19 protein-coding genes are annotated in these 24,328 nt (G+C 63.9%); 5 read left to right on the top strand and 14 right to left on the bottom strand.

All coding sequences use genetic code 11. The features are described from left to right. The 5 genes from K7H91_RS08135 to K7H91_RS08155 all read right to left on the bottom strand — a co-directional run bounded on the left by K7H91_RS08135 (nt 1) and on the right by K7H91_RS08155 (nt 7,430). Nucleotides 1-1,797 carry an aminopeptidase P family protein gene (locus K7H91_RS08135; RefSeq protein WP_230719725.1) on the bottom strand — a complete coding sequence of 599 codons (1,797 nt, stop codon included), beginning with the start codon at nt 1,795-1,797 and terminating at the stop codon, nt 1-3. A 15-nt stretch (nt 1,798-1,812) separates the two neighbouring features. After that, complete coding sequence (locus tag K7H91_RS08140; protein WP_230719726.1) at nt 1,813-2,772, bottom strand: ABC transporter permease; 960 nt, start codon at nt 2,770-2,772, stop codon at nt 1,813-1,815. Then, a complete protein-coding gene (locus K7H91_RS08145) occupies nt 2,769-3,743 on the bottom strand; it encodes an ABC transporter permease (RefSeq protein ID WP_230719727.1) in 975 nt (324 codons plus the stop codon). Before K7H91_RS08145 ends, K7H91_RS08140 begins: the two co-directional genes overlap by 4 nt. Further along, the gene (locus K7H91_RS08150; RefSeq protein ID WP_230719728.1) at nt 3,740-5,596 is read right to left on the bottom strand and encodes an ABC transporter ATP-binding protein; all 1,857 of its coding nucleotides are present in this window, start codon (nt 5,594-5,596) and stop codon (nt 3,740-3,742) included. The genes K7H91_RS08145 and K7H91_RS08150 overlap by 4 nt, the downstream gene beginning before the upstream one ends. 91 nt (nt 5,597-5,687) lie before the next feature. Continuing rightward, nucleotides 5,688-7,430 (bottom strand): ABC transporter substrate-binding protein, encoded by a 1,743-nt coding sequence (locus K7H91_RS08155; protein WP_230719729.1) that lies wholly within the window; start codon nt 7,428-7,430, stop codon nt 5,688-5,690. A 177-nt stretch (nt 7,431-7,607) separates the two neighbouring features. On the opposite strand from K7H91_RS08155, the gene K7H91_RS08160 reads away from it, so the two are divergent. The 3 genes from K7H91_RS08160 to K7H91_RS08170 all read left to right on the top strand — a co-directional run bounded on the left by K7H91_RS08160 (nt 7,608) and on the right by K7H91_RS08170 (nt 11,425). Continuing rightward, complete coding sequence (locus K7H91_RS08160; protein WP_230719730.1) at nt 7,608-8,741, top strand: M24 family metallopeptidase; 1,134 nt, start codon at nt 7,608-7,610, stop codon at nt 8,739-8,741. Nucleotides 8,742-8,838: 97 nt separating this feature from the next. After that, complete coding sequence (locus K7H91_RS08165; RefSeq protein ID WP_230719731.1) at nt 8,839-9,879, top strand: Ldh family oxidoreductase; 1,041 nt, start codon at nt 8,839-8,841, stop codon at nt 9,877-9,879. Between the two features lie 22 nt (nt 9,880-9,901). Continuing rightward, on the top strand, nt 9,902-11,425 hold the full coding sequence (locus tag K7H91_RS08170) for an aldehyde dehydrogenase (NADP(+)) (protein WP_230719732.1): 1,524 nt from the start codon (nt 9,902-9,904) through the stop codon (nt 11,423-11,425). Nucleotides 11,426-11,537: 112 nt separating this feature from the next. Here the strand turns inward: K7H91_RS08170 and K7H91_RS08175 are convergent, their stop codons facing one another. Continuing rightward, nucleotides 11,538-12,737, bottom strand: a complete 1,200-nt coding sequence (locus K7H91_RS08175) for an MFS transporter (RefSeq protein WP_230719733.1) — start codon at nt 12,735-12,737, stop codon at nt 11,538-11,540. An 86-nt stretch (nt 12,738-12,823) separates the two neighbouring features. On the opposite strand from K7H91_RS08175, the gene K7H91_RS08180 reads away from it, so the two are divergent. Continuing rightward, on the top strand, nt 12,824-13,813 hold the full coding sequence (locus K7H91_RS08180) for an AraC family transcriptional regulator (protein ID WP_230719734.1): 990 nt from the start codon (nt 12,824-12,826) through the stop codon (nt 13,811-13,813). A 29-nt stretch (nt 13,814-13,842) separates the two neighbouring features. On the opposite strand, the gene K7H91_RS08185 is transcribed toward K7H91_RS08180, so the two are convergent. The 5 genes from K7H91_RS08185 to K7H91_RS08205 all read right to left on the bottom strand — a co-directional run bounded on the left by K7H91_RS08185 (nt 13,843) and on the right by K7H91_RS08205 (nt 20,074). Continuing rightward, the gene (locus tag K7H91_RS08185; RefSeq protein WP_230719735.1) at nt 13,843-14,943 is read right to left on the bottom strand and encodes an ABC transporter ATP-binding protein; all 1,101 of its coding nucleotides are present in this window, start codon (nt 14,941-14,943) and stop codon (nt 13,843-13,845) included. A gap of 9 nt (nt 14,944-14,952) precedes the next feature. Continuing rightward, nucleotides 14,953-16,899, bottom strand: a complete 1,947-nt coding sequence (locus K7H91_RS08190) for a glycoside hydrolase family 127 protein (protein ID WP_230719736.1) — start codon at nt 16,897-16,899, stop codon at nt 14,953-14,955. A 23-nt stretch (nt 16,900-16,922) separates the two neighbouring features. Continuing rightward, the gene (locus tag K7H91_RS08195; RefSeq protein ID WP_328286106.1) at nt 16,923-17,729 is read right to left on the bottom strand and encodes a carbohydrate ABC transporter permease; all 807 of its coding nucleotides are present in this window, start codon (nt 17,727-17,729) and stop codon (nt 16,923-16,925) included. Between the two features lie 62 nt (nt 17,730-17,791). Further along, entirely contained in the window at nt 17,792-18,712 is a 921-nt protein-coding gene (locus K7H91_RS08200) for a carbohydrate ABC transporter permease (protein ID WP_230719738.1), read from the bottom strand. A gap of 117 nt (nt 18,713-18,829) precedes the next feature. After that, the gene (locus K7H91_RS08205) at nt 18,830-20,074 is read right to left on the bottom strand and encodes an extracellular solute-binding protein (RefSeq protein ID WP_230719739.1); all 1,245 of its coding nucleotides are present in this window, start codon (nt 20,072-20,074) and stop codon (nt 18,830-18,832) included. A 161-nt stretch (nt 20,075-20,235) separates the two neighbouring features. On the opposite strand from K7H91_RS08205, the gene K7H91_RS08210 reads away from it, so the two are divergent. Then, a complete protein-coding gene (locus tag K7H91_RS08210; protein ID WP_419197461.1) occupies nt 20,236-21,243 on the top strand; it encodes a LacI family DNA-binding transcriptional regulator in 1,008 nt (335 codons plus the stop codon). A gap of 213 nt (nt 21,244-21,456) precedes the next feature. Here K7H91_RS08210 and K7H91_RS08215 read toward each other — a convergent pair whose 3' ends face one another. From K7H91_RS08215 to K7H91_RS08225, 3 genes are all read right to left on the bottom strand, one after another. Next, a complete protein-coding gene (locus K7H91_RS08215) occupies nt 21,457-22,389 on the bottom strand; it encodes a proline racemase family protein (RefSeq protein ID WP_230719741.1) in 933 nt (310 codons plus the stop codon). A 34-nt stretch (nt 22,390-22,423) separates the two neighbouring features. Next, on the bottom strand, nt 22,424-23,356 hold the full coding sequence (locus K7H91_RS08220; RefSeq protein WP_230719742.1) for a dihydrodipicolinate synthase family protein: 933 nt from the start codon (nt 23,354-23,356) through the stop codon (nt 22,424-22,426). 181 nt (nt 23,357-23,537) lie between these two features. After that, on the bottom strand, nt 23,538-24,260 hold the full coding sequence (locus tag K7H91_RS08225; RefSeq protein WP_230719743.1) for a GntR family transcriptional regulator: 723 nt from the start codon (nt 24,258-24,260) through the stop codon (nt 23,538-23,540). Nucleotides 24,261-24,328: the final 68 nt, after the last annotated feature.

Genomic DNA, 24,328 nt, shown 5'->3' on the forward strand with positions numbered 1-24,328 from the left:
TCAGGCTTCAAGAGCCCGCGTCGATCGCATGAGAAAGTCGCGGGCATCGTCGCTGACATGGTCGGCAAGCGTTTCGCGCACCGTTGCGTGATAGTCGTTGATAAAGGCGATTTCCTGCGGGGAAAGGGCAGCGATGTCGACCGGCTTGAGGTCGATCGGCGCAAGCGTGAGGGAGCGGAACCGGCAGAAGCCGGGCAGGGCGGCTGTTACTTCCACCTGGTTTTCGATCCGCAGCCCGTAGCCGTCGGCTTCATAATAGCCCGGCTCGATGGTCATGATGTTTCCGGGTTCGAGCCCGTAATGATTGGCCTTCTTGGCGAAACGGTGTGGATATTCGTGCACCAGAAGATTGTGCCCGACGCCGTGGCCCGTGCCGTGATCGTAGTCGAGCCCCATCTGCCAGAGCGGCAGGCGGGCGAGCGCATCGAGCTGATGGCCGCATGTGCCTTCGGGAAACTGCGCCGTGATCAGCGCAATAAAGCCCTTGAGCACCGCCGTATAGGTGGCGCGCACACGGTCTTCGGGGGCGGCCAGAAACAGGGTTCTGGTGACATCCGTCGTGCCGTTTTCATACTGGCCGCCGGAATCAATCAGATAAGGGCCGTCTGGCGTGATCGCCGCGTCGCTTTGCGGTCCTGCATTGTAATGGCACATGGCCGCATTGGCGCCCGAGGCCGAAATCGAACGGAAGCTGGCTTCGAGAAAACCCTTCCGCCGCGCGCGAAAGGCCAGAAGCCGATCCTCCGCCTCGATCTCGCGGATCGGATTGCCGTTTGCGGCGCGCCCCGGCGCTTCGCGTTCCAGCCAGGCCAGAAATTCGGTGAGCGCGATCCCGTCCTCGACATGGCAGGCGCGATAGCCGGCAAGTTCAGCGGGCGTCTTGCGCGCCTTGGCCAGCGTCAACGGGTTGTCGGCCGAGAGAACCGTGCCGCCCGCGCCTTCCACCGCAAGCCGCAGGGCCACAGGCGCGAAGGATTGGTCGATCAGCACAGTCCTGCTCGCGGCGGCACTGTGCACGAAAGGAATAAATTCCTCTGCCGGTCTGACGCTGACCTCCTCCAGCTCGAAAGCGGTAAGGTCATTCGGCAGTTTGCGGCTGTCGACGAACCAGACGACCGCGCCATCGGCGTTCAGGACCATGAATGACTGGGGCACCGGGTTCATGGCGATATCGCTGCCGCGCAGATTGAGCAGCCAGGCGATATTGTCCGGCAGCGTCTCCGCCATCATGTCGGCCCCGGCATCGGCAATCTTCCTGCCCAGGCGCGCCGTCTTCGCCGCAACGGTTTCGCCGGCAAGGGTAGGCGACATCGGGCGAATGCGACCGAGGGGCTTTTCGGGCCGGTCAGTCCAGATCGCGTCGAACGGGTCTTTCGAAATGGGCACCAGTGTGAAGCCGGCCCGTTCCGCCGAGGCTGCAAGCCGGTCGTAAAGCGCGGTGTCGATCAGCATCGGATCGAAGCCGATCCGCCATCCCTTGCTTCCATGGGCTGCAAGCCAGCTGTCGATTGGATCGTTGTGCAGGTGGTGAACCTCGTAAAGCGCAGCGCTGACCTCGTGGCGCACCTGGATTTCATAACGTCCATCGACGAAGATGAGCGCCTTGTCTTCCAGAACGAGCGCCAGCCCGGCGGAGCCGGTGAAGCCAGTGATGAAGGCCAGCCGGTCGTCGTGCGGGGCGGCGACCTCGCTTTGGTGGGCATCGGCGCGCGGCACGATTAGCCCGTCCAGCCCTTCGGATTTCAGCAGGGTTCTGAGTGCCGACAGGCGCGCGGCGATATCGGATTTTGAAGCCATGGAATTCCCCGGCCGTCAGGCGCCGCGCACGCGCGGGTCGAGAACGGCGTAAAGCAGGTCGACAATGATATTGGTGATCACGATGAAGAAACCGCCCATCAGCACAACACCGATGATCACGGGCCGGTCGAGATTGCGCACCGACTGCACGGCCAGCGCGCCGACGCCCTGCAGCCCGTAGATCTGCTCGATGACGATGACGCCGCCCAGAAGCAGCGCGATATCGGCGCCAAGCTGGGTGATCAGCGGCGTCAACGTGGCGCGCAGGCCGTGCTTGTAGACCACCTTCGCTTCCGAAAGCCCTTTGGCGCGAGCGGTGCGGATATAATCCTCGCCCAGCACCTCGATCAGCTTTCCGCGGGTCAGACGGGCATAGATCGCGGCCGTGACCAGCGCCAGCGTCGTCCACGGCAGGAACAGGTGCCATGCCCATGTGACCGGATCGTCGAGAAACGGCTTGTAGCCGCCGGGCGGAAACAGCATGAAACCGGCCTTGCGCGGCAGGAAATAGAAGACATAGAGCGACAGCATGCCAAGCACGAAGGTCGGGAAGGACAGGCCCAGCAGGATGAAGCCTTGCCCCAGACGGTCGCGGAAGCCGCCGGGAAACCGCGCCGACATGATGCCGATGGGAATGCCGAGCGCCAGCCAGAAAATAACGCCGCCGATGACCAGCGAGATGGTGGCGGGCAGGCGGCGCACGATCAGTTCCGTTACCGGCTGCTGGTTGCGGTAGGAAAAGCCGAGATCGCCGGTTGCCGCCTTGGCGATGAATTTACCGTACTGCAGGTAGATTGGCTGATCGAGCCCGAGATTGGAGCGGATCTGCGCAAGCTGGGTTTCCGTCGCCTTGTCGCCGGCGATCATGCGCGCGGGATCTCCGGGTGCGACGAAGAACAGGACAAAGACGAAGACGCTCAGCGAAAACAGGATGAGCACGGCAAAGCCGATGCGCTGGATCAGATAACGGGTCATGGGCGCGCCTCCTTCTTCAGCCGTTTGAGGAACGACCGGCGCACCGGCCGCGCTTTCGGATCAAGCGCATCGCGCAACCCGTCGCCGAGAATGTTGAAGGCAAGCGTGGTCAGAAGCAGCGCCAGCCCCGGAAACACCACCAGCCACCACGCCACCAGATAGATCGAGTTGGCCGAGGCATCGGCCAGCATGCCGCCCCAGCTCGGCGTTGGCGGCACGATACCGAGACCGAGGAAGGAAAGCGTGGCCTCGAAGACGATGGCGGTCGGTATCATCATGGTCGTGTAGACGATGATCGGAACGGAAAGATTGGGCAGGATATCGCGCAGCACGATCGAAACCGGCCCGGCCCCGAGTGAGCGGCTGGCGGCGACGAATTCCCGGCGGCGCAGCGAGGTGACTTCGGCGCGGATCACGCGGCCCATTGTGGTCCAGGAGAAGAACACGATCACACCGATGCTGAGCGACAGGCTCGGCCCGAAGACCGAGACGAGGGCCAGCGCGCACAGAAGAAACGGGACGCTCATCACCAGATCCATGATCCGGCTCAGCACCATATCGACCTTGCCGCCGGCGAAACCGGCAATCGTGCCGATGGTGATGCCGATCAGGGCGGCGGCGAGCGAGGCGACGACGCCGACAATCAGCGAGATGCGCGCGCCATAGGCAAGGCGCACCAGAACGTCGCGGCCGAGGTGATCGGCCCCAAGCCAGAAGTCATGGTTCGGGCCGACGGGAAGACCCATCGGGCTCATGCCGATCTGGCGATATTGCTCGATCGCCGAGTGTCCGGTGATGTCGGCCACGAGCGGTGCCGCAAGCGCAAAGGCGATCAGAAGCACGATGAAGCAGGCGGCGACAAGGCTGGCGCGGTCACGAACAAGCCGCCGGAGCGTCAGTTCCAACGGACCGCGTTGAACCACTGCGTCCTTGTCGTCGTCTTCGATATCATGCTGCGTGACGGCGCTCATGCGGACTCTCCTCCGATGCTGTCGATGAGCTTGCGCCCGGGCAATGCCCCGGCCGCAACCTCATGCATGGAGGCGGCCATCAGCTCGCGGGTATAGGGATCGCGCGGCGCGGCATAGATGTCTTCGGCCGCACCGAGTTCGACGATGCGCCCCTTGTTCATCACGGCAATCCGGTCGCAAACATGGCGGACCACGGACAGGTCATGCGAAATGAACAGGTAGGTGAGGCCCATGTCTTGTTGCAGATGGCGCATCAGGTTGAGGATCTGCGCCTGAATCGAGACGTCGAGCGCGGAAACCGGTTCATCGAAGATGATGATGGCGGGATGAAGCGCAAGCGCGCGAGCGATGCCGATGCGCTGACGCTGGCCGCCGGAAAATTCCGAAGGATAGCGGTTGTAGTGTTCCGGGTTGAGGCCGACGCGCTCCATCAGCGCCTGGACGCGGCGCTTGCGTTCCGCGCCGGAACAGACGTTGTGGATACGGAACGGGTCGCCGATGATCGAACTCACCCGCCGGCGCGGATTGAGCGAGCCGAAGGGGTCCTGAAACACGAGCTGGATGCGTTTGCGCATGGCGCGCCAGTCGGCATGGGAGAGCTCGTCGAGCCTTTGGCCCTCGACCACGACATCGCCGGAACTGGCGGGGATAAGCCCTGCCAGCACCCGCGCGAAAGTCGATTTTCCGCAACCGGATTCGCCGACAAGACCAAGGGTCTCGCCCTTGCAGAGCGTCAGGTCGATGCCCTTGAGCACATGAAGCTCTTTCGGCAGGCCGCGCATGCCGCCGCCGGTTTCAAAGCTCAGATGCACATTGGCGGCCTCGATCATGGCCGTGCGTTCGCCGGGCGGCGCGACGGGTTCGCCGGCTTCGGCAGGTGCGCGGCTTTGCGCGCGATCCTCGCTCTCCTTCCAGCAGAGCGCTTCCGTGCCATCGTCGAACAACCTCAGCGGTGGCACCCGCGTACAGATATCCATGGCGCTGGCGCAACGGGGGCGAAACACGCAACCCTTCGGCGGGGCGAGCAGGCTGGGCGGGCGCCCGGTGATCGGCTCGATCATGGAGCCGGGCGTGTATCGCGCCGGCGACGAGTTCAGCAATCCAGCGGTATAGGGGTGCACGGGTGCGGAAAACAGGGTCGCGGACGGACCGAGCTCCATCCGGTTTCCGGCATACATCACCATGACCCTGTCGGCGATCGATGACAGCAGCGACAGGTCGTGGGTGATCATGATCACCGTCGTGCCAAGCTCGCGGCGCATCTCGTCCAGCAGGGCGATGATCTGTGCCTGCACCGTGACATCGAGCGCGGTCGTGGGCTCGTCGGCGATGATCAGCGGCGGGTTGAGGATCAGCGCCATGGCGATCATCACCCGCTGGCGCATGCCGCCGGAAAACTGATGCGGATAATCGTCGTAACGGTGCTTGGCATCACGGATGCCGACGCGCGACAGCATCTCGATCACCCGTGCTTTGGCCTCCTTGTGGCTGACCTTTTCATGGGTATGGATCATTTCGGCGATCTGCGCGCCGATCGTGTAATAGGGGTGGAGGCTGGAGAGCGGATCCTGGAAGATCATGCCGATGCGCGCGCCCCGCAGAGCGCGCAGCCGCCGCGATGAAAGCGTCAGAAGGTCGTCACTCTCAAATGTCGCCCGTCCGGAAATCGCGGCATTGGGCAGAAAGCCCATGATCGCCTGCGTCAGCACGCTTTTGCCCGAGCCGGATTCGCCGGCAATGCCAAAGAGCGTGCCCTTTTCGACGCGGAAGGAAACCTTGTTGACCGCATGAACGATGCCGTCCTCGGTCGGGATGTCGACGGTCAGGTCACGCACGTCGAGAATGGGTGTCAATAAACTGCCTCCAATACGGAACGGGAACAGGCGGAGAGACCCCGCCTGCCGGTCTGCATAGGGCGGCCGCAGCGCGCGGCCGCGGCGAATGTCAGCGGTTCAGCCAGACATTGGTCCAGTCGCCCTGGGCGCCGAGCGCGTAGGGCTGGAAGTTTTCGACCGCTGGCCCGCGATAGAGTATCACGTTTTCTGTGGTGTAGGGCGCCACCGGCGAATCCTGCATCACCAGTTCGTCGACCTGGCTCCAGAGCTCGGCCGCCTTTTCGGGCGTGGTCGCATTGATCGCCTGTGTGGCGATCTCGTTGGCCTCGGGGTTGTTGTAGTCGACATAGTTGTAGGTCTGGTGCGTGCCGTTATAGGTGAACTGCGGCTGGAACACCGAGCGCGCTGCGCCGCCGACCCAGTCCGGCGACCAGCCCACAGGCGCGATATCCCAGAGACCGGCCTTGGTGTTTTCCTGGTTGGTCATGAATTTCGAATAATAGTCCGACGGCGCGACCGGCGTCAGTTCCAGCTCGATGCCGGCCTTTTTCAGGCTGGCCTGAATGGTCTGGGCAATGGCCGGCTCGGCGTTCTGGTTGCGGAACGGCATTTTCAGCGTGATGCCATCCGGATAGCCGGCCTCTGTAAGCAGTTCCTTCGCCTTTTCAGGGTCGCCGGCGGCATTCTCGCTCGGATAGAGGTCGAATTCGTGGAAACCCAGCACGCCGGGGCCGAAAATGCCGTTTTGCGGCGCGGCCACCATCGGGCCGCCCATCTGCTGGACGATGGCTGCCTTGTCGAGGGCATATTGCACGGCCTGGCGGATGCGCAGGTCGCGCAGCGCGCCGTCATTATTGTCCGTCAGCGTGTTGAACCAGAGGAAGGACGTGCGACCGACCGACATGGTGGTCAGCTTGTCGTCGCCGGTTGCCGCCAGCATCTGCAGGATCGCCGGCGGAATGAGGATGTCATAGGTCATGTCGGCATCGCCGGCCTGAAGCTGCTGGATGGCCGCATCGGGCTGGATGCCGAAGGTGATGTCGATATTGTCGACATAACCGCCGCGCAGCGGATCGGATTCGGCGGTCCATGCGGGGTTGCGCGTCAGCTTGATGGTGCTGTCCGGCACGTAGGTTTCGACGGTGTAGGGGCCGGAGGCGATGAAGTTATCACGGTATTCCGGTCCGTCCGGCATATAATCCAGCACCTCGACGGGTGCGGGCGCCGCCGTCGGCAGCGAGAGCATGTAGACGAAATCGCCCGCCGTTTCGGTGAGGTTGATGACGATGGTCTTGTCATCCGGCGTCTCGATACCGGAAATATCGTTGTTTTCGATATAGTCCTTCATCGCGGCAGCCGTCGGCTCGACCTTGGCAAAACCGTCGCAGAACGTGCGCATGCCTTCGATCAGATCGATGAAATAGGTCAGCCCCGCCGAGCCGAGAGAGGGGTTGCACATGCGCTTCATGCCGCGCTCGAAATCGGCCGCGACAATCGGACGCGGGCCTTCCGGCGCATCCCAGGCAACGCCGTCGCGCAGGATAAACGTGTAGGTCAGTCCGTCATTGGTGGGCTGGGGAACTTCTGTCGCCAGATCGCCCTTCGGCTGAAGGCGGGCATCGTCATCGGTCGAAGCCTCGTAGCTGATCAACTGGCGGCTGACGGCACGCAGGAAATTGTTGGAGGTGACGAGCGCCGCCGAGGTCGGATCGAAGTGGTCGATATCGGCGGTTCCGACGATCTTCAGCGTTCCGCCGGTCTGCGGGTCTGCCGCAAGCGCCGCCGTGGCGGTCGAGGCGGCAAGTAGTGAGACGGCGAGTTTCAACAGTTTTCGTTCTGTGAATGCAGTCATGGAACTGTTCCCTTTCTTTTGGTGTCACGTTCATGCTCGTCGGTATCCGATGCAATTTTTGCGATTGTGAAAAGCTTGTCAACGATATTGTCGACAAACTGACGACAAATATGGTAGGCGGGTTGGTGAGTGAAAAATCTCGGTCATTGATCGAGTGAAGACGGAGAGACCGCTGCGATGACCAACCGCCCCGAACCGATCAGCAAAGACGAACGCAAGGGCCGGATCGCACGGCTGCGCGCGGCCATGCAGGCCGCCGGCGCCGATGCGGTGCTACTGGGCTCGACCACCAGTCTCACCTATTTCACCGGGCTTGTCTGGCATGCGAGCGAGCGACTGGTCGGCGCGCTGGTCACCGCCGACGGCCTGACCTATATCGCGCCCGCCTTCGAGGTCTCGAAGATCGAGACGCTCGATCGCCTCGACGGCGACATCGCCGCGTGGGACGAGCACGAAGATCCCGCGGCGCTGACGGCGAAGCTGCTCGGCCAGGGCCGGACGCTGGCGCTCGACGATGCGCTGCCGTTTGCCATCTATTCGGCGCTTGCCCGGCAGATCGCGCCGGAGCGGCTCGTTGACGGCGGGCCGATGATCTCTTCGCTGAGAGCAGTGAAATCGCCCGCCGAGATCGCGCTGATGCAGTATGCGATGGATGCCACCCTTGAGGTGCACAAGCGCGTTCACGCGCTGATCGAGCCGGGCATCCGCGCTTCCGAGGTCGTGCGCTTTATTGACGAGACCCACCGGGCGCTCAGCGGCTCGGGCAGCACCTTCGCGATCTGCTCCTTCGGCGCGGCGACATCGCTGCCGCATGGCGTCGATGGCGACCAGACCTATGCCGAGGGCGATGTCATTCTCGTCGACACCGGCACGATTGTCGGCGGTTACCAGTCGGACATGACGCGCACCTATGTGAAGGCGGAGCCTTCGCCCGAGTTTTCGCGGATCTGGATGATCGAACGCGAGGCGCAGCAGGCCGTGTTCGACGCGGCGAAGCCGGGCGTTGCGGCCGAAACCCTCGACGATGCGGCGCGCCGCGTGATCGCCGCCCATGGCCTCGGCCCGGATTACCGCCTGCCCGGCTTGCCGCACAGGGCGGGGCACGGGCTCGGCATGGATATCCACGAAGCGCCGTTCATCGTGCGGGGCAATGCCACGCCGCTTCTGCCCGGCATGTGCTTTTCCAACGAGCCGATGATCGTCGTGCCCGAAAAATTCGGCGTCCGGCTGGAGGACATCATTCATATGGGCGATAACGGGCCGCTCTGGTTTACCACGCCCGGCAAGGGGCCGACCGAGCCCTTCGCCTGAGCGCCGGGCTACCCATCGACTTCATCCATGGGGCAGATTGCTTCCGGCGCGCTTTCAGCAAGGCGCGCATGCGACACCACGCCTGAAGGGAGACGGCATGAGCGACGATTTCGAAACGATTGCGATCGATGAGGCGCGGGCGCTGGGCGAGGGCCTGTTGCTGGCGGCCGGCTATTCCGAAGACCATGCCCGCACGATCACCGATTGCGTCATGCGCGCGCAGATGGACGAGTGCCATTCGCACGGGCTCTACCGGCTGATCAGTTGCCTGGAGCTGATCGAGCGCGGCAAGGTCGATCCGACTGCCACGCCGGTGATCGAGGACCGCGCGCCGGCAATCGTCCGCGTCGATGCCCGCCGAGGCGTTTCGCTTGTCGCATTCGAGGCCGGACTTCCCGTTCTCGCCGAAAAGGCGCGGCATTGCGGGCTCGCGGCGCTTGCGATCAACAATTGCTTTCATTTCTCCGCACTCTGGCCGGAGGTGGAAAGGATTGCCGATCAGGGTCTTGTCGCCATTGCCGTCACCGTCAGCCATGCCTGGGTCGCGCCGGCGGGCGGCAGCAGGCCGGTATTCGGCACCAATCCGTTTTCATTCGGCTGGCCGCGGCCCGGCAAACACCCCTTCGTGTTCGATTTCGCCACCTCGGCGATCGCCCGCGGCGATATCGAGCTGCACCGGCGCACGAAAACGCCGCTGCCGGAAGGAACGGCGATCAATGCCGACGGCAAGCCCACGACCGATCCGGACAAAGCCGCAGAAGGCGCCATGCTCACCTTCGGCGGCCACAAGGGCTCGGCGCTTTCGGCGATGATCGAACTCTTGGCCGGGCCGCTGATCGGCGATCTCACCAGCGCCGAATCCATGGCGTTTGACGATGACGCCAAGGTCACGCCGCTTCATGGGGAATTGATCATCGCGCTCGATCCCGCCTCCTTCCTGGGGCAGGCGGCGCTCGATAATCTGAAGCGCGGCGAGACGCTGTTCGACGCGATTGAAGGGCAGGGCGCGCGCCTTCCCTCCGCCAGGCGTTACCGGGCGCGGTCCCGCAATACCAAGGCCGGCGTTATGCCGGTGCGCAAGAATGTGCTCGACGAGTTGCGGACACGCGCCGCGGCTTCGTCACCGAAATCGAACTGAGAAACAGACTGAGGATGTACCAATGAAGATCACCGGCGAATTGCTGATCGGCAACCAGACGCGCATGGGCGCAAACGGAACACTGACAGCCGTGGAGGCGGCCACCGGCAAGGCGCTTTCCGGCGCGTTCGGCGGCGCGAGCGCGGCCGATCTCGACGAGGCGGTTCGGCTCGCCTGGCAGGCTTTCTTCGCCTATCGCGAGACGGCGCTGGAAGACCGGGCGGCGTTTCTTGAAAAGGCTGCCGCAAATATCCTCGCCATCGGCGAGCCGCTGATCGAGCGCGCCATGGCCGAAAGCGGCCTGCCGCGTGCGCGGCTCGAGGGCGAGCGCATGCGCACGGTCAACCAGTTGCGTCTCTTCGCCGGTGTGGTGCGCGAGGGCGCGTTTCAGGATCTGCGTTTCGACCCAGCCGATGCGGCGCGCACGCCGCCGAAGCCCGACCTCAGGCTGCGCAAGGTCGGCCTCGGCCCGGTCGCCGTTTTCGGGGCATCGAATTTCCCGCTGGCGTTTTCGGTGGCCGGCGGCGATACCGCCTCGGCGCTGGCGGCCGGCTGCCCGGTCGTGGTCAAGGCCCATCCGGCCCATCCCGGCACATCGGAACTGGTCGCCCGCGCGGTACAGCAGGCGGTGATCGATTGCGGCATGCCGGCGGGCACGTTCTCGATGCTGCATGACACCGGCTATGAGATCGGCGGCGCGCTGGTGGCTCATCCGCTGATCCGCGCCGTCGGCTTCACCGGCTCGCGCCGGGGCGGGCTGGCGCTGGTGGATATCGCCGCAAAACGCGCCATGCCGATCCCCGTCTATGCCGAGATGAGCGCGATCAACCCGGTCCTCCTGTTTCCCGGAGCGCTGAAGGCGCGCGGCGGCAAGATCGGCGCGGCGTTCGCGGCATCGCTGACGCTCGGCGCAGGCCAGTTCTGCACCAATCCCGGGCTGATCCTCGCCGTCGAAGGCGAAGGACTCGATGCCTTCAAGGCGAGCGCTGTCGAGGCGCTGAAGGCCGTGCCGGCCCAGACGATGCTGACCGCCGGCATCTGCAAGGCCTATCGCGACGGTGTTGCAAAACTGGTCGGCCACAGTGATGTCACGCAGCTTGCCGAAGGGCAGGCAGGCGACGAGTTTCACGGCCAGGCCGCGCTTTTCGAAACGGCTGCCGCGTCCTTCCTCAACGATAAGAGCCTGCATGACGAAGTCTTCGGCGGTGCGGGCCTGATCGTCAAATGCCGCGATCTGGCGGAGCTCGAAACCGTGGTCGATGGCATCGAGGGCCAGTTGACCGTCGCGCTTCACATCGACGAAGGCGACCATCCGGCGGCGGCGAAACTGATGCCGAAGCTCGAAATGCTGGCCGGCCGCCTGCTCGTCAACGGGTTTGGCACCGGCGTCGAGGTGTCGCCTGCCATGGTCCATGGCGGTCCCTATCCGGCAACCTCGGACGTGCGCTCGACCTCGGTCGGCACGCTCGCGATCGACCGCTTCCTGCGCCCGATCTCCTATCAGGACATGCCGGCGGACCTGCTTCCGGACGCGTTGCGCGGGTAACGGCTGCCGGACCCTTCGAAAACCTGGCCGTGCTGCAAAGGCCAACGGTGATCGACAGCGCAAAAAAAGCCCGGCCGAAACCGGGCTTTCTCGACTTTCGGCGTGTCGACGCTCAGGCCGGGGCAGCGGCCGATGCGCGGATACGCACGCCGAACATCACCGTGGTCGCGGAGAGCAGCAGCAGGACGCCGCTTGCAAACACCGTCCCGGTGCCGCCCGCCGCGTCGAACACGATGCCGCCGAGGCCGGCTCCGAGCGCGATCGCGAGCTGGATCGTGGCGACGAACAGGCCGCCGGCGCTCTCGGCCTCGTCCGACACGGTGCGCGCGATCCAGCTCGACCAGGCCACCGGAACGCCGCCGAAGATCATGCCCCACAGTACGACCGAGACGGTGTCGCTCATCGGATTGCCGCCGAAGGCGACCATCACCATCGCCAGTGTCCCCATCGAAAGCGGCACGAGCACCAGGGTCAGGCGAAGGCTCAGCTGGGCCATGCGGCCGGCCAGGACGGTGCCGAAGAAATTGGCGATGCCGAAACCGAGCAGGATGATGGCAATCGCCTCGATCGAAAACCCGCCCCGGGTTTCCAGATAGGCCCTGAGATAGGTGAAGAACACGAAGTGGCCGCCGAAGACCAGGAGGACCGCCATCATGCCGATGCCGATGCCGGGGCGCAGCAGCACCTCGCCAAGCGTTCTCAACCGGGCCATGCCGGCAGGCCGCATGCTGGGCAGGCTGCGCCACTGCGCGACCAGCGAAATCGCGCCGAGAAGCGATGCCAGCAGGAAAACGCCGCGCCACCCGATGATCTCGCCGAGATAGCTGCCGACCGGCGCGGCGAAAACCGTCGCGGCGGATACGCCGCTCATCAGGATGGAGAGCGCCCGCGGAACCAGGCCCGGCGGAACGAGGCGCATGGTGACCGCCGTCGACATCGCCCAGAAGCCGCCGAGCGCGATGCCCAGCAGAACCCGGCCCGCCAGAAGCATATAGACGCCCTGTGCGAAAGCGACCATCAGATTCGAGACAATCAGCAGAACGGAGAAGATCATCATCATGTGACGCCGGTCGGCGCCGCGCGCGGCGGCCGAGATCAGCAGGCTCGCGGCAAAGCCGAACATCGCCGTCATCGTCACCGCCTGGCCGGCGGCGCCTTCGGAGATGCCGAGATCGGCGGCAATCGGCGTCAGCAGGCTCGCCGGCAGGAATTCGGCGGTGACAAGTCCGAAGACGCCCAGCGTCATCGCCGTCACGGCGCCCCATGCGGGCGCGCCGTCAGCGCCCGCCTTCTCGTTCATAACAGGGTTCATTGCGATATCCTTCGCGATGGGAGGTGGAGGAGGATGGGCTGAAGTTAGGCTGGACAGGCCGGACTTTCTATGCCAGTAAATCCGCTATGCATGATCATCCGTCCGAAACATCACCGCGTTCACGCGATGCCGATCTCGTCAGCGAGCTTCTGCTCGGCATGCGGCTTGTCGGCATCGACTATCGCCGCATCGAGCTTGCCGAACCGTTCTCCTATTCCTTCGGCGCTCAGGACGACCTGCGCGCGAAATTCATCTTCGTCGCGCGCGGCCGGACCGCGCTTCTCGCGTCGGGCGGCGAGGTCCATGTCATGGGCGCCGGCGATGCGGCTTTGTTGCCGCATGGCGGATTGCACCGGCTGGCGTCATCGCCCGACAATCCCGCGCCATGCGCCGACCTGACGGCCCTGCCGTCCTCCCCGATCTGCCCGAGCGTCAAGGAGATCAGGACCTGCGAGGCGACGCCGCCGGAAGAGCGGGTCGTGCTGTTTTCCGCGTGCATGGATTTTGACCTCGGCAGCATGCACCCGCTGGTGGCGATGATGCCGGAGGTGATGCGCGTCGGCACGCTGACCGACCGCTACCCGGAGATCCTGCCGATGCTGGAGGCGATGGCCCGGGAGGCCAGGGATGGCCGCGCCGGCTATGCCGGCATTCTCGCCCGGCTTGCGGATGTGGTCGCTGCCTGCATCGTCCGGGCATGGGTCGAATGCGGCTGCGGTGATGCCACCGGATGGATCGCGGCGCTGCGCGATCCGCGTCTGGGTCGCGTGCTCTTGGCGCTCCACCGCGAGCCCGGGCGCAACTGGTCCGTGGCCGAACTCGCGCGCGAGATGGGTGTTTCGCGCTCGGTCTTCGCCGAGCGCTTCCTCGATGTCACCGGCGTGACGCCGGTGCGTTATCTCACCGAAATGCGCATGCGCCTTGCCGCCGACTGGATAAGCCGCGAGGGCGTGCCGATCGAAACCGCCGCTCATCGCCTGGGTTACGGCTCGCAGGCCGCGTTCAGCCGCGCCTTCAAGCGCATTACAGGCCAGCCGCCAAGCCGCATCGCCGCCGGCACCACCGCCCAGATTTAGACGGTTACGCGGCCTGAACCGCGCCTGCGCTAGTGAACAGCGAGCGCCTGTTCGGTTTCGAGGTCGAACAGGTGCATGCGGTTGAGGTCGAAGGACAGCGGAACGGTGGTGCCGGCGCGCAGGCTTTCTTCGGGCTCGACGCTGGCGCAGATCTCCTGACCCGCGATGCTGAAATAGGCCATGGTGGTGGCGCCGAGCGGTTCGACGAGGTCGATTGCGGCATCGAAAGGCACGAAGCCGCCGCGCTCCTGCCGAAGCGTGATCGCCTCCGGGCGGATGCCGAAGGTAGCACCGCGGCCGGCATGAGAGCGGAAACCGGCGGCCCTTGTCTCGGGTATCGCCATGCGGTTGCCGTCCTCGAACACCACGAAAAGCCCACCGCCGTCCTCTTCGAGCCTCACCGGCAGGAAGTTCATCGACGGCGAGCCGATGAAGCCGGCGACGAACTTGCTGACCGGCCGCGAATAAAGCTCCTGCGGCGCGCCCATCTGCTCGACGAGGCCGTGGTTCATCACCACCACGCGATCGGCCATGGTCATGGCTTCCACCTGGTCGTGGGTGACGTAGACGGTCGTCGTCGGCAGCAACTGGTGCAGCCGCTTGATTTCGGTGCGCATGCTGACGCGAAGCTTGGCGTCGAGGTTGGACAAGGGCTCGTCGAACAGGAAGACCTTCGGATCGCGCACGATGGCGCGGCCCATGGCCACGCGCTGGCGCTGGCCGCCGGAAAGCGCGCCGGGGCGGCGTTCCAGCAGTTCCGAAATTCGCAAGGTATTGGTCGCCTCGGTGATGCGTTTTTCGATTTCGGCCTTCGGCAGGCGCTGTTGTTCGAGGCAGAAGGCGATGTTCTCGCGCACGCTCATATGCGGATAGAGCGCGTAGTTCTGGAACACCATGGCGATATCGCGCTTGCCCGGGGCCAGGCGGTTGACGACATCGTCGCCGATGAGGATTTCTCCGCCGGAGATGTGTTCCAGCCCGGCGATCATCCGGAGCGTCGTCGACTTGCCGCAGCCCGACGGGCCGACGAAGACCACGAATTCCTTGTCCTCGATATCGAGATTGATGCCCCGGACGGCCTCGTAGATGCCGTAGGACTTGACCACATTCCTCAGTGTCAGCCTTGCCATGTCCGTCTCCTATCTTTCCGCCAGCCAGACCTGCATGGCGCCCGCTTCCCGATTGGCCCAGAGGTGGTAGGGAATGGCGCGGAACGGCTTCGGCTTGAGGGCAGGGGGCGCGGTCCGGTAAAGCCCGCCGTCAAAGCCGTCCGCCGCCGCCTCATAGCCTTCGCCCTCCAGCACCACCGCGCCGCCGAGAAGATCGGCGTCATAGCGCGGCTCGAGGCGGGCATCGGGCGCGAGACGCAGGCGCTGCGGCTCGGTGCCGATATCGGCTTCCTCGACGCAGTAGACCACCGGACCGCGGCGAAGCGCCACCCGCCCGGCATCCTCGCCGACGGCCGGATGGGCATAGAGCCGCTCCACCGGCATGTCGAAGTGCAGGCGCAGTTCGTCGCCGTCCTTGAAAGTGCCGCTGACCTCGGCATAGCCCTTGACCGGGGCAAGCGGAATGTCGCGCCCGTTGAGCGTCGCCCGCGCCCCCCCCCCGCACCAGCCGGGAATGCGCAGTTTCAGCGTGAGGTCGGTCGGTTCGAAAAGGCCGAGCGCGATGCGGATGTCGCCGTCCCAGGGATAGGCCGTGTCCTGCCTGAGCCGCACGAAGGTGCCGTCGAGATCGAGTTCGGCGACATTGGCGCCGTAGAGATGCACCGCGATCTCGTTGCCCTTCGTGGTGTAGAAATACTTTCCGAGCGAGGTGATAAAGCGGGCGATATTGGTCGGGCAGCAGGGGCAGTAGTGCCATTTCCAGCGACGGTTCTGGCCGTGGCTTTCCAGCACGTTCTCGTAGAAATAATGTTCGCCATCGCGGGCGATGCCGGAGAGCGCGCCGTTGAACAGCACGGTTTCCAGCTGATCGGTATATTTGCCGTCGAGATCGATCTCGGCCATGCGCGAACACCAGAAGCCGAGCGCGACCGCCGCGCAGGTCTCGGCATAGGCGGTCTCATTGGGCAGGTCGAAGGCGCGGGTGAAGCCTTCGTTTGCGCCCGATGGTCCAAGTCCGCCGGTGACATAGAGCTGGCGACCGGTGAGATCGGCAAACAGCCGGTCGGCGGCGTCCTTCAGGGTCGGATCGTCGTTTTCAAACGCGAGGTCGGTCATCGCCGAGAGCAGATACATCGCGCGCACCGCATGGCCGACGACCTCGGTCTGCTCGCGCACTGGCTTGTGGGCCTGGCTGTAGGCATAAGTTTCGAACACGTAATCGGCCGGGTCTTCGCCGCGCCGGCGGGCTTCGTCATCGAAATAGGAGGGCATCTGGCCGCGTTCGTCGACCAGCCATGTCGCGAGCTTCAGATGGCGCGGATCGCCGGTCACCCGGTAGAGCTTGACGAGCGCCAGTTCGATTTCTTCATGCGCGTCATAGCCACGGAGCTTGCCGGGTTCGGGGCCGAAGGTGTCGATGATGTGGTCGACGGCGCGGATCATCACGTCGAGGAAGCGGCGCTTGCCAGTCGCCTCGAAATAGGCGACCGCGCCTTCCAGCAGGTGGCCCATCGAATACATCTCGTGCAGGTCGCGCAGATTGGTCCAACGCTTTTCCGGCTCGCGGCGGATGAACCAGCTGTTGAGATAGCCGTCCTGCATCTGGCCGTGTTCCAGCTTTTCAACGATGGCGTCGATCTTCGCCTCGATATCCGGGTTCGGATGGTTCTTCAAAGTGTAGCTTGCCGCCTCGATCCACTTGCCGAAATCGGAATCGAAGAAATGCTGCATCGACAATCCGCTCGGCTGGATCGGCCGCGCCAGCGGGCCGGGCGGGTTGTCGAAATCCAGAACTTCGAGAAAGCCTTCCTCCTCCAGCCGCTTGTGCTGGGTCGGAATGGTGACGTCGCGGACCGTCTCCTGCCAGCTCTTCCAGAAACCGCCATCAAAGGCGACGCGGGTGTGATCGACGGGCACATAACGTTCGAAACTGCGCGCAGACGCGGGAGACGTCTTTTCCGACGCGGACGATGACATGGAAACTCCTTGGGACATGGTATTCATTTGACGGCCCCGGCGGTCAGCCCACGCACATAGTAGCGCTGCAGCGCCAGGAACATCACGATGCAGGGGATCATGGTGAGCGAGATACCGGCCTGGAGCGCGCCCCAGTCGATAATGCCGTAAATGCCGGAGGAGACGTTCACCAGCATGATCGGCAGGGTGAACTTGTTCTGGTCCGACAGGAAGATCAGCGCGGCCAGGAACTCGTTCCAGGAATTGAGGAAGGCGAACATCACGACCGTGGCCACACCCGGCAGCGCCAATGGCATCAGGATGCGCCGCACCAGCGTCCATTGCGACGCGCCGTCGATCCGCGCGGCCTCGACCAGCGCCTTCGGGATGGCGTCGAAGGCATTGCGCATCATGAAGATCGAGAAGGGGAGCTGAAAGGTGGTGTAGATCAGCACCAGGCCCAGAAGGCTGTTCTGCAGATGCAGGAATTTCAGGATCAGGAACAGCGGCGTCAGGATCGACTGGAACGGGATCATCATCGTCGCCATGACGAGGACGAAGATCAGCGTCTGGCCGGGGAAGCGGAATTTGGAAAACCCGTAGCCCGCAGGCACCGCGACGGCCACGGTGAAGGCGATGGTGCCGAGCGCGATCAGCACCGAATTGGTCGCGTAGACATACCAGCCGGCGCCGACATTTTCGAGACGGCGGTAATTCTCCAGCGAAAACGCCTTGGAAAACAGCGCCACCGGATGGGCAAGCGCCTCGGCCGCCGGTTTGAAGGAATTGGCGAACGACCAGATGATCGGCATCAGGAAGAACACCGCCAGAATGATCATCGCCAGAAGCATGAGCAGACGGGTGGCAACCGCGCCATAGCCTTCATCGGCTTCCATGAACAGGCTTTTCACGCTCATCGTCCGTCCTCCGGCCGCTGGCGCATGAAGGAAAGCTGGATCGAGCTGATGGCGACGAGAACGACCAGCAGGGCGAAGGACAGCGCGGAGCCGTAGCCCAGCCGATAGGACGAGAACGACGCGAGATAGATGGTGAATACCGCCGAGATTGTGCTGTTGTTCGGCCCGCCCTGGGTGATGATGAAGAACTGATCGAAGGCAAGCATGGACGAGGTCACGTTCAGGATCAGCGCCAGCAGAACCGAATTGCGCATCAGCGGCAGGATGATCCGTCGGAAGCGGCTGAAGGGGCTCGCACCATCGATCCGGGCGGCCTCGATCACGTCATTGGGGATGCTCTGCAGGCCGGTCAGAAGGATGACCATGGTGAAGCCGGCGGTTTTCCAGACCACCATGAGAATGATCACGGCGAGCGCCGGCCAGAAGCTTTCAAGCGGGCGCGGCGCATGATCGACAAGGCCAAGCCCGGTCAGAAGCCGCGCGAACACGCCGCTATCGGGATTGAGCAGCCAGAGCCACAGCGTGGAAGCAGCACCAAAGCCGATGACGACCGGCATGAAGAACACCGTGCGGAAGAAGCCGACGCTGCGCAGCGGCCGGTCGACCAGGAGCGCCAGGGGCAGGGCAACGGCCATGATCGCGGTGGTGACGAGCACCGTATAAAGCAGGGTGAAGCCGAAGGACTGCCAGAGCTGGGTATCGCCGAGAAGTTCGGCGTAATTTTCAATGCCGATGAACTTGCGGCGGCCGAGCAGCGGCCAGCGGAAGAAGCTCATCCACACCGTCATGACCAGCGGAATGATGAACAGTCCGATGATGAACACCATGCTCGGCGCGATGAAGGCGAGGCCCAGCCAGCCATGCGGCTCATCGCTGCCCGCCTGCCGGCGTTTCTGTAACGCGCGCTTGAGAAACAAGACGTCAAATCCCTGGGTTCGGTGATGTCTGCGGGTCCGCGCGGCGGCTTTCCCGAGGCTCTGCTATCCCCTGCGGGGGGAGGGACGCGGGCGGCGCGGGCCGCCCGCAGCCGGGCGTCACGGATTGGTGCGGTCGAGGATCTTGGTGAAATCCTCCTGCGCGGTTTCGATCGCGCCATCCACATCATCGCCGAAGACCGCGCTCTGGATCAGGTTCAGAAACGGACCGGTGCGGCTGACGAAAAGCTCGTCCGAGGCATAGGTGTAGGGCGTGCGCGCCTTCGACAGGATGTCATAGGCGATGAGGTTGCGCGGGTCGAAATTGGCATAGGCCTCTTCCGCCAGATCGGTGCGCGAGGGCATGCCGGCTTCCTGTGTGATGAAGACCTGCTGCTCGGGCTCCATGTAGAACTTCACGAAATCCTCGATCACCGCCTTCTTCTCAGGCGCGATGCCCTTGATCATGGCAAGCGTGTCGCCGCCTGCAAAGCTCGACTGACCGCCCGTCGGGCCGGGGATCGGAGCGACGGCGAAGTTGACGTCCGGATAGGTGCTGGTCAGCAGGTTGACGATGTAGGAGCCGGTCATCAGCACGCCGACCTTGCCCGAGGCGAAGGCTTCCACGGCATTGTTGCCGTTGCCGGAGCGCGACGTCGGATGGATCGTGCCGGCCTGCCACATCGTGCGGTAGTCTTCCAGCGTTTCGCGCATGGCCGGCGTATCGATGGTCGCTTCGCGGCCGTCATCGGTCAGGATATCGGCATCGGCCGCCCAGATATGCGGCAGGAAGTCGTAGATCAGCCAGCTTCCGGAATTGGCAACGAAATAGAAGCCGTAGATGTCGTCGCCGAGCGCGCTGATCTTCTCGGCCGCCGCGACGATCTCGTCGAGCGATGCGGGGGCCTTCTCGGGATCGAGGCCGGCCTGCTCGAACAGGTCGGTGTTATAGGCGATGATCGATGCGTCGGGCAGGGCGGGCACGCCGTAGATATTGCCGTCATAGGTGGCAAGCCGGATATGGGACGGGCTCAGCGCATCGGCATAGGGCAGGCCCTCGACGAAGCCGGTCATGTCTTCCAGCGTATCGTTGGCGGCAAATGTCGGCAGATAGATCAGGTCGAGCACCGCGCCTTCGGGCGGCGCACCGCCGGCGATCGCGGCGCCGAGCTTCGGCACCATCTGTTCGGCGATCACCGCAGTGACGTTGACGGTGTCGTCGTGGGCGGTGTTGTACTTCTCGGCGAGCGCCTGCAGCACGGCGGCCGACGAGGTGCGAACCCAGAGGTTTACCTCCTCCGCCTGGGCCCATGAAGCGGATGCCGCCAGCGTGACTGCAGCAAGCATGAGTTTGGTTTTCAGCATGTCATTCCCCTTCTCGTTTTCGTCATTCCTCTTGACGTTTGATAACGGTATGGGAGAAAAATTTCGTTGTCGACAATTTGTGTTCATCTGCTTGCAAAAACCTTTTTGCAACATTGTTTTTGTTTGATAAAAGCTTTTATCAGCAAACTGGAACCGTCATGATAAAGCCCATTCAGCACCGCAGATGCACCCTCAGGGATGTCGCCAGGGCGGCCGATGTCAGCCTGTCGACGGCGTCGAATGCGCTGAACGGCGTCGGCCGTGTCAATGCCGAGACCCGGGAGCGGGTGCTGCGGGTGGCAACGGAAATCGGCTTCCGGCCGAACGCGCTCGCCCGCAGCCTTTTGAGCCGCCGAAGCCTCACCATAGGCATCATCACCGATGATACCTATGGCCGGCTGACCCTGCCGATCAGTTCCGGCGTGTCGGAGGTTCTGGTCGATCACGGCGTCTCGGCGTTCCTCTGCGCCACCAGTGGCGACAAGCGGCTCGCCGAGCTCCATCTCCAGGCGCTGCTCGACAAGCAGGTCGACGGCATCATCCTGACGGCGACACGCCTCGACGTCGATCCCCCCATCGATCTCACCGCGCTCAACATTCCTGTCGTCTATGCCTTCGCGGCCGGACCGCCGCACAGCACCAGTTTCGTTCCCGACGACGCCCACGGCGCGATGCTGGCAATCGCCTGTCTCGAGGAGGCCGGGTGCCGCGACATTCTCCACATTACCGGGCCTGAAAACTGGCTTGCGGCCCGACATCGCGCGGCGGCCTATCGTGCCCGATGCCGGCCGGCGTCACCGGTGATGTTCGGAGAATGGTCGGAAGAGTGGGGCCATGAGGCGATCGAGCAGGTGCTGGCCACGCGGAAAAAGCAGCCCGACGGCATCTTCTGCGGCAGCGATGAGATAGCGCGTGGTGTCCTCGACGGTCTGCGTGATCACGGCATCTCGGTGCCGGATGATATCGCCGTGGTCGGTTTCGATAATTGGGAAGTCGTGTCGCGCCAGACCCGCCCGCCGCTGACAACCATCGACATGGAGCTCAAGGAAATCGGCCACCGCGCCGGGCTGGCGATGTTGCGGCTGACCCGGAACGAGCCTGTCGACAAGGGCATCATCCGGCTTCCGTGTTCGCTGGTTCAGCGCGAGAGCGTTGCCAAGCCTGCGTAGACAGAAGCCGCTTCAACCTCTGGCGACGCTCAGGCAGAGCTGTGCGGGGATGGTAAGATCACGCACGATCGCCGCGACGCGCTCCGGCTTATAATGACGGGGCAAGCTTCGCCGAGGTCGGCATCAATTTCGACATCATTCCGGGGACCGGCGCGACCCGCAAACGGGGCGGCCTTTTTTCATTTCGTCTCGATGCCGCGGCAGCGTTGCGGGTCAAAGCACGATGCCGTTGCGGAAGGGGTCGTTGGGGTGGAATACCAGTTCGGCCACCGACATGACATAGGCTTGGCCGGTGATTGACGGGATCACGCCGCCCTTCTCTCCCGCCTTGTAGGAGAGCCGATAGGTGGAGCCGATAATGCTCTCCTGCACGATTTCCTGTCCCTCTCCCAGTTGACCGGCGGCGGCAAGGCAGGCGAGCCGCGCCGAACAGCCGGTTCCGCAGGGGGAGCGGTCATAGGCATCGTCCGGGCAGAGCACGAAATTGCGGCTGTGCGCCGCCGTATCGCCGGCAGGACCGTAAAAGATGACATGGTCGACCGGCTCGCCGTTCTCGCCGCCGATCTTCTGTGCATTGAGCGCGGTCCGGGTGGCGACGGCGAGATCGGTAAGCTGGCGGATATTGTCCGGCGTCACCGGGATGGGGCTCGGGTCGACCAGGAAAAACCAGTTGCCGCCATAGGCGACGTCGCCTGTGAGGACGCCGAACTCCGGCACCTCGATCGTGACGCCCGCTGCGACCCGGCGGCTTTCTATATTGGTGACCGTGACCGTGCTTTCATCCTGCACATCGACGGTGACGACGCCGGCGGGCGTTTCGATGCGATGCAGACCCGTGCCGATCCGGCCCATATGGTAAAGCGTAACCGCGAGACCGATCGTGCCATGGCCGCACATGCCGAGAACCGCGCCGACATCGAAATAGATGACGCCGGTGACGCAGGTCGGATCCACCGGCGGCACCAGCAGCGCGCCGACCATGGCGACCTGGCCGCGCGGCTCCAGCACCACGGCGCGGTAGTCGTCGTAGTAGCGCGTCGCAAGCAGCGCCGCGCGTTCGGAAAGCGGGCCCGAACCGAGATCGGGAAAGCCGTCGAGGATGACCCGCGTCGGCTCGCCCGCAGTGTGGCTATCAATCACATGCATTCGCTGCTCCCTGGCAAGGCCCGCTCCGCCGGTTTCAGGCCGCCCAGTTGGCGTACCAGGTCTTGAACTGCCGGTACTGTTCCTCGACGAAGGCCTGCTGCGGCGCGGTCAACACATCGGTCTCGTTGAAGTGCAGGCTATATTCTTCGTCGCCGTTCAGCACCATCAGATATTTGTAGAACAGCACGAGATCGACGCCCTCGTCGAATTTCGACAGCACCATCAGGGCTTCCTCGAGTTCGCGCGCCTTGACGCGGGCCTCGCTGTCGCCTTCGGCGGCGGTCTTGCAGAGCGAAACGAGATGCAGAACCTCCTTCGGCAGCGCATTGCCGATGCCGGTGATCGCGCCGGTGGCCCCGCATTTGACGAAGCCGTGGAAGACCTGGGTATCGACGCCGACCATCAGGGTCAGATCGTCATTGCCGGAGGTGATGTGCTCGGCTGCGTAGGAGAGGGAGGCCGCACCGCCGAATTCCTTGAAGCCGATCAGGTTGGGGTAATCGGCGCGCAGGGCGAAGAACAGGTCGGCGCGGGTTTCAAAGCCGTAATGCGGGCTGTTGTAGATCACGGCGGGCAGGCCGTCTGCCGCTTCGAGAATAGCCGAGAAATGCGCCTTCTGCGCAGCAACCGAACTGCCGCGCGAGAGAACGCGGGGGATGACCATCAGGCCGGCGGCGCCGACGCGGGCGGCATGGGCCGTGATCGCCACGGCGGACTTGGTGTTGATCGCGCCGGTTCCCACGATCACCGGAACGCCGGCCTCGACCAGCGCCTCGACGCCCTGCATGCGCTGCTCGTCGGTCAGAAGCGGCCAGTCGCCCATCGATCCGCAATAGACCACGGCCGACATGCCCGCCTCCACAAGCTCGCGGCCCTTGCGCGCAAGCGCGGCAAAGTCGGGCGTGCAGTCAGCCTTGCAGGGGGTCATCAAAGCCGGAATACAGCCGGTGAAAATCGTGTCGCTCATCTGGGGTCCTTTCATAGGCACAAGGGATCGATCTCGGCGGGGCAACCTGCTGGCAATCTATGGCGCTGCGGCCCGGAGCCGGTCAGTTGCAAATTCAGTAGCATCGATGATTCATCTTGTCGACAAATAAAATACTTAAAAGTGCGGCGCGCCTGTCCGTCCCTCGGGAAATTCGCGAACCCTACAGCGCGATTGAGGAAACGCTGCGGGAATCCGCGGAGATATAGGCCCGTATCTGGCGCACGATCTGGTCGGCATGCGCCGTTGCGAGCCGGTCGCATGCGTCTTGGTCACGCGCGATCATGGCGCTGACGATGTGCTCGTGCTCGGCCACATACTGGCGCGGCAGGTCGTCGTCATAGGAACGGTAGTAAAGGCGAAGAATCCGGCGTCCGTCATCGAGCAGGCGCCGGAACAGGTCGGTATAGTATTTGTTGCGCCCGGCCTCGGCGATGGCGATGTGAAAATCGCGGTTGGCCGCGATCATGCCGAGCACGTCGCGAGCCTCGACCGCCTCGGCAAAACGCCTCTGGTGGGCGCGTATCCCGGCCAGATCGGCCTCGTTGTAATGAATGGCCGCAAGCCGCGCGGTGACGCGGTACATCAGCGTCAGGGCATCAAAAAATGCGCCGAGCTGCACGAAATCGATGTTGGAAACGATCGTCGTGCGATTGGTCAGCGCCGTGATCAGCCCTTCCGCGGCAAGCCGGACGAGCGCCTCCCGGATGGGCGTGCGCGACATTGCGAAGCGCTCGGAAAGCTCGGTTTCGTCGATCGGGCTGCCGGGCGCGAGCTTCAACTCGATGATTTCGTTGCGCAGCGTTTCATAGACATGCGCCACGCCGCCGCCGCGCCTGACGTGCTGGCTCTGGAGCCCGCCGCTCTCCAACGATGTCTTGACCATGATGCTCCGCTCTCCGGTTATTTTCACCAATATGCAACACTCCATGCACACAATCCATCACGCGATTT

The organism is Martelella mediterranea (assembly GCF_021021415.1).
Lineage (GTDB): Bacteria > Pseudomonadota > Alphaproteobacteria > Rhizobiales > Rhizobiaceae > Martelella > Martelella mediterranea_C.

Bases quoted from the DNA above. Each gene is read 5' to 3' on its own strand.
- K7H91_RS08135 (WP_230719725.1), bottom strand. From the start codon at position 1,797: ATGGCTTCAAAATCCGATATCGCCGCGCGCCTGTCGGCACTCAGAACC.
- K7H91_RS08140 (WP_230719726.1), bottom strand. From the start codon at position 2,772: ATGACCCGTTATCTGATCCAGCGCATCGGCTTTGCCGTGCTCATCCTG.
- K7H91_RS08145 (WP_230719727.1), bottom strand. From the start codon at position 3,743: ATGAGCGCCGTCACGCAGCATGATATCGAAGACGACGACAAGGACGCA.
- K7H91_RS08155 (WP_230719729.1), bottom strand. From the start codon at position 7,430: ATGACTGCATTCACAGAACGAAAACTGTTGAAACTCGCCGTCTCACTA.
- K7H91_RS08160 (WP_230719730.1), top strand. From the start codon at position 7,608: ATGACCAACCGCCCCGAACCGATCAGCAAAGACGAACGCAAGGGCCGG.
- K7H91_RS08165 (WP_230719731.1), top strand. From the start codon at position 8,839: ATGAGCGACGATTTCGAAACGATTGCGATCGATGAGGCGCGGGCGCTG.
- K7H91_RS08170 (WP_230719732.1), top strand. From the start codon at position 9,902: ATGAAGATCACCGGCGAATTGCTGATCGGCAACCAGACGCGCATGGGC.
- K7H91_RS08175 (WP_230719733.1), bottom strand. From the start codon at position 12,737: ATGAACCCTGTTATGAACGAGAAGGCGGGCGCTGACGGCGCGCCCGCA.
- K7H91_RS08180 (WP_230719734.1), top strand. From the start codon at position 12,824: ATGCATGATCATCCGTCCGAAACATCACCGCGTTCACGCGATGCCGAT.
- K7H91_RS08185 (WP_230719735.1), bottom strand. From the start codon at position 14,943: ATGGCAAGGCTGACACTGAGGAATGTGGTCAAGTCCTACGGCATCTAC.
- K7H91_RS08190 (WP_230719736.1), bottom strand. From the start codon at position 16,899: ATGTCATCGTCCGCGTCGGAAAAGACGTCTCCCGCGTCTGCGCGCAGT.
- K7H91_RS08195 (WP_328286106.1), bottom strand. From the start codon at position 17,729: ATGCTTCTGGCGATGATCATTCTGGCGGTGTTCTTCCTGATGCCGATC.
- K7H91_RS08205 (WP_230719739.1), bottom strand. From the start codon at position 20,074: ATGCTGAAAACCAAACTCATGCTTGCTGCAGTCACGCTGGCGGCATCC.
- K7H91_RS08215 (WP_230719741.1), bottom strand. From the start codon at position 22,389: ATGCATGTGATTGATAGCCACACTGCGGGCGAGCCGACGCGGGTCATC.
- K7H91_RS08220 (WP_230719742.1), bottom strand. From the start codon at position 23,356: ATGAGCGACACGATTTTCACCGGCTGTATTCCGGCTTTGATGACCCCC.
- K7H91_RS08225 (WP_230719743.1), bottom strand. From the start codon at position 24,260: ATGGTCAAGACATCGTTGGAGAGCGGCGGGCTCCAGAGCCAGCACGTC.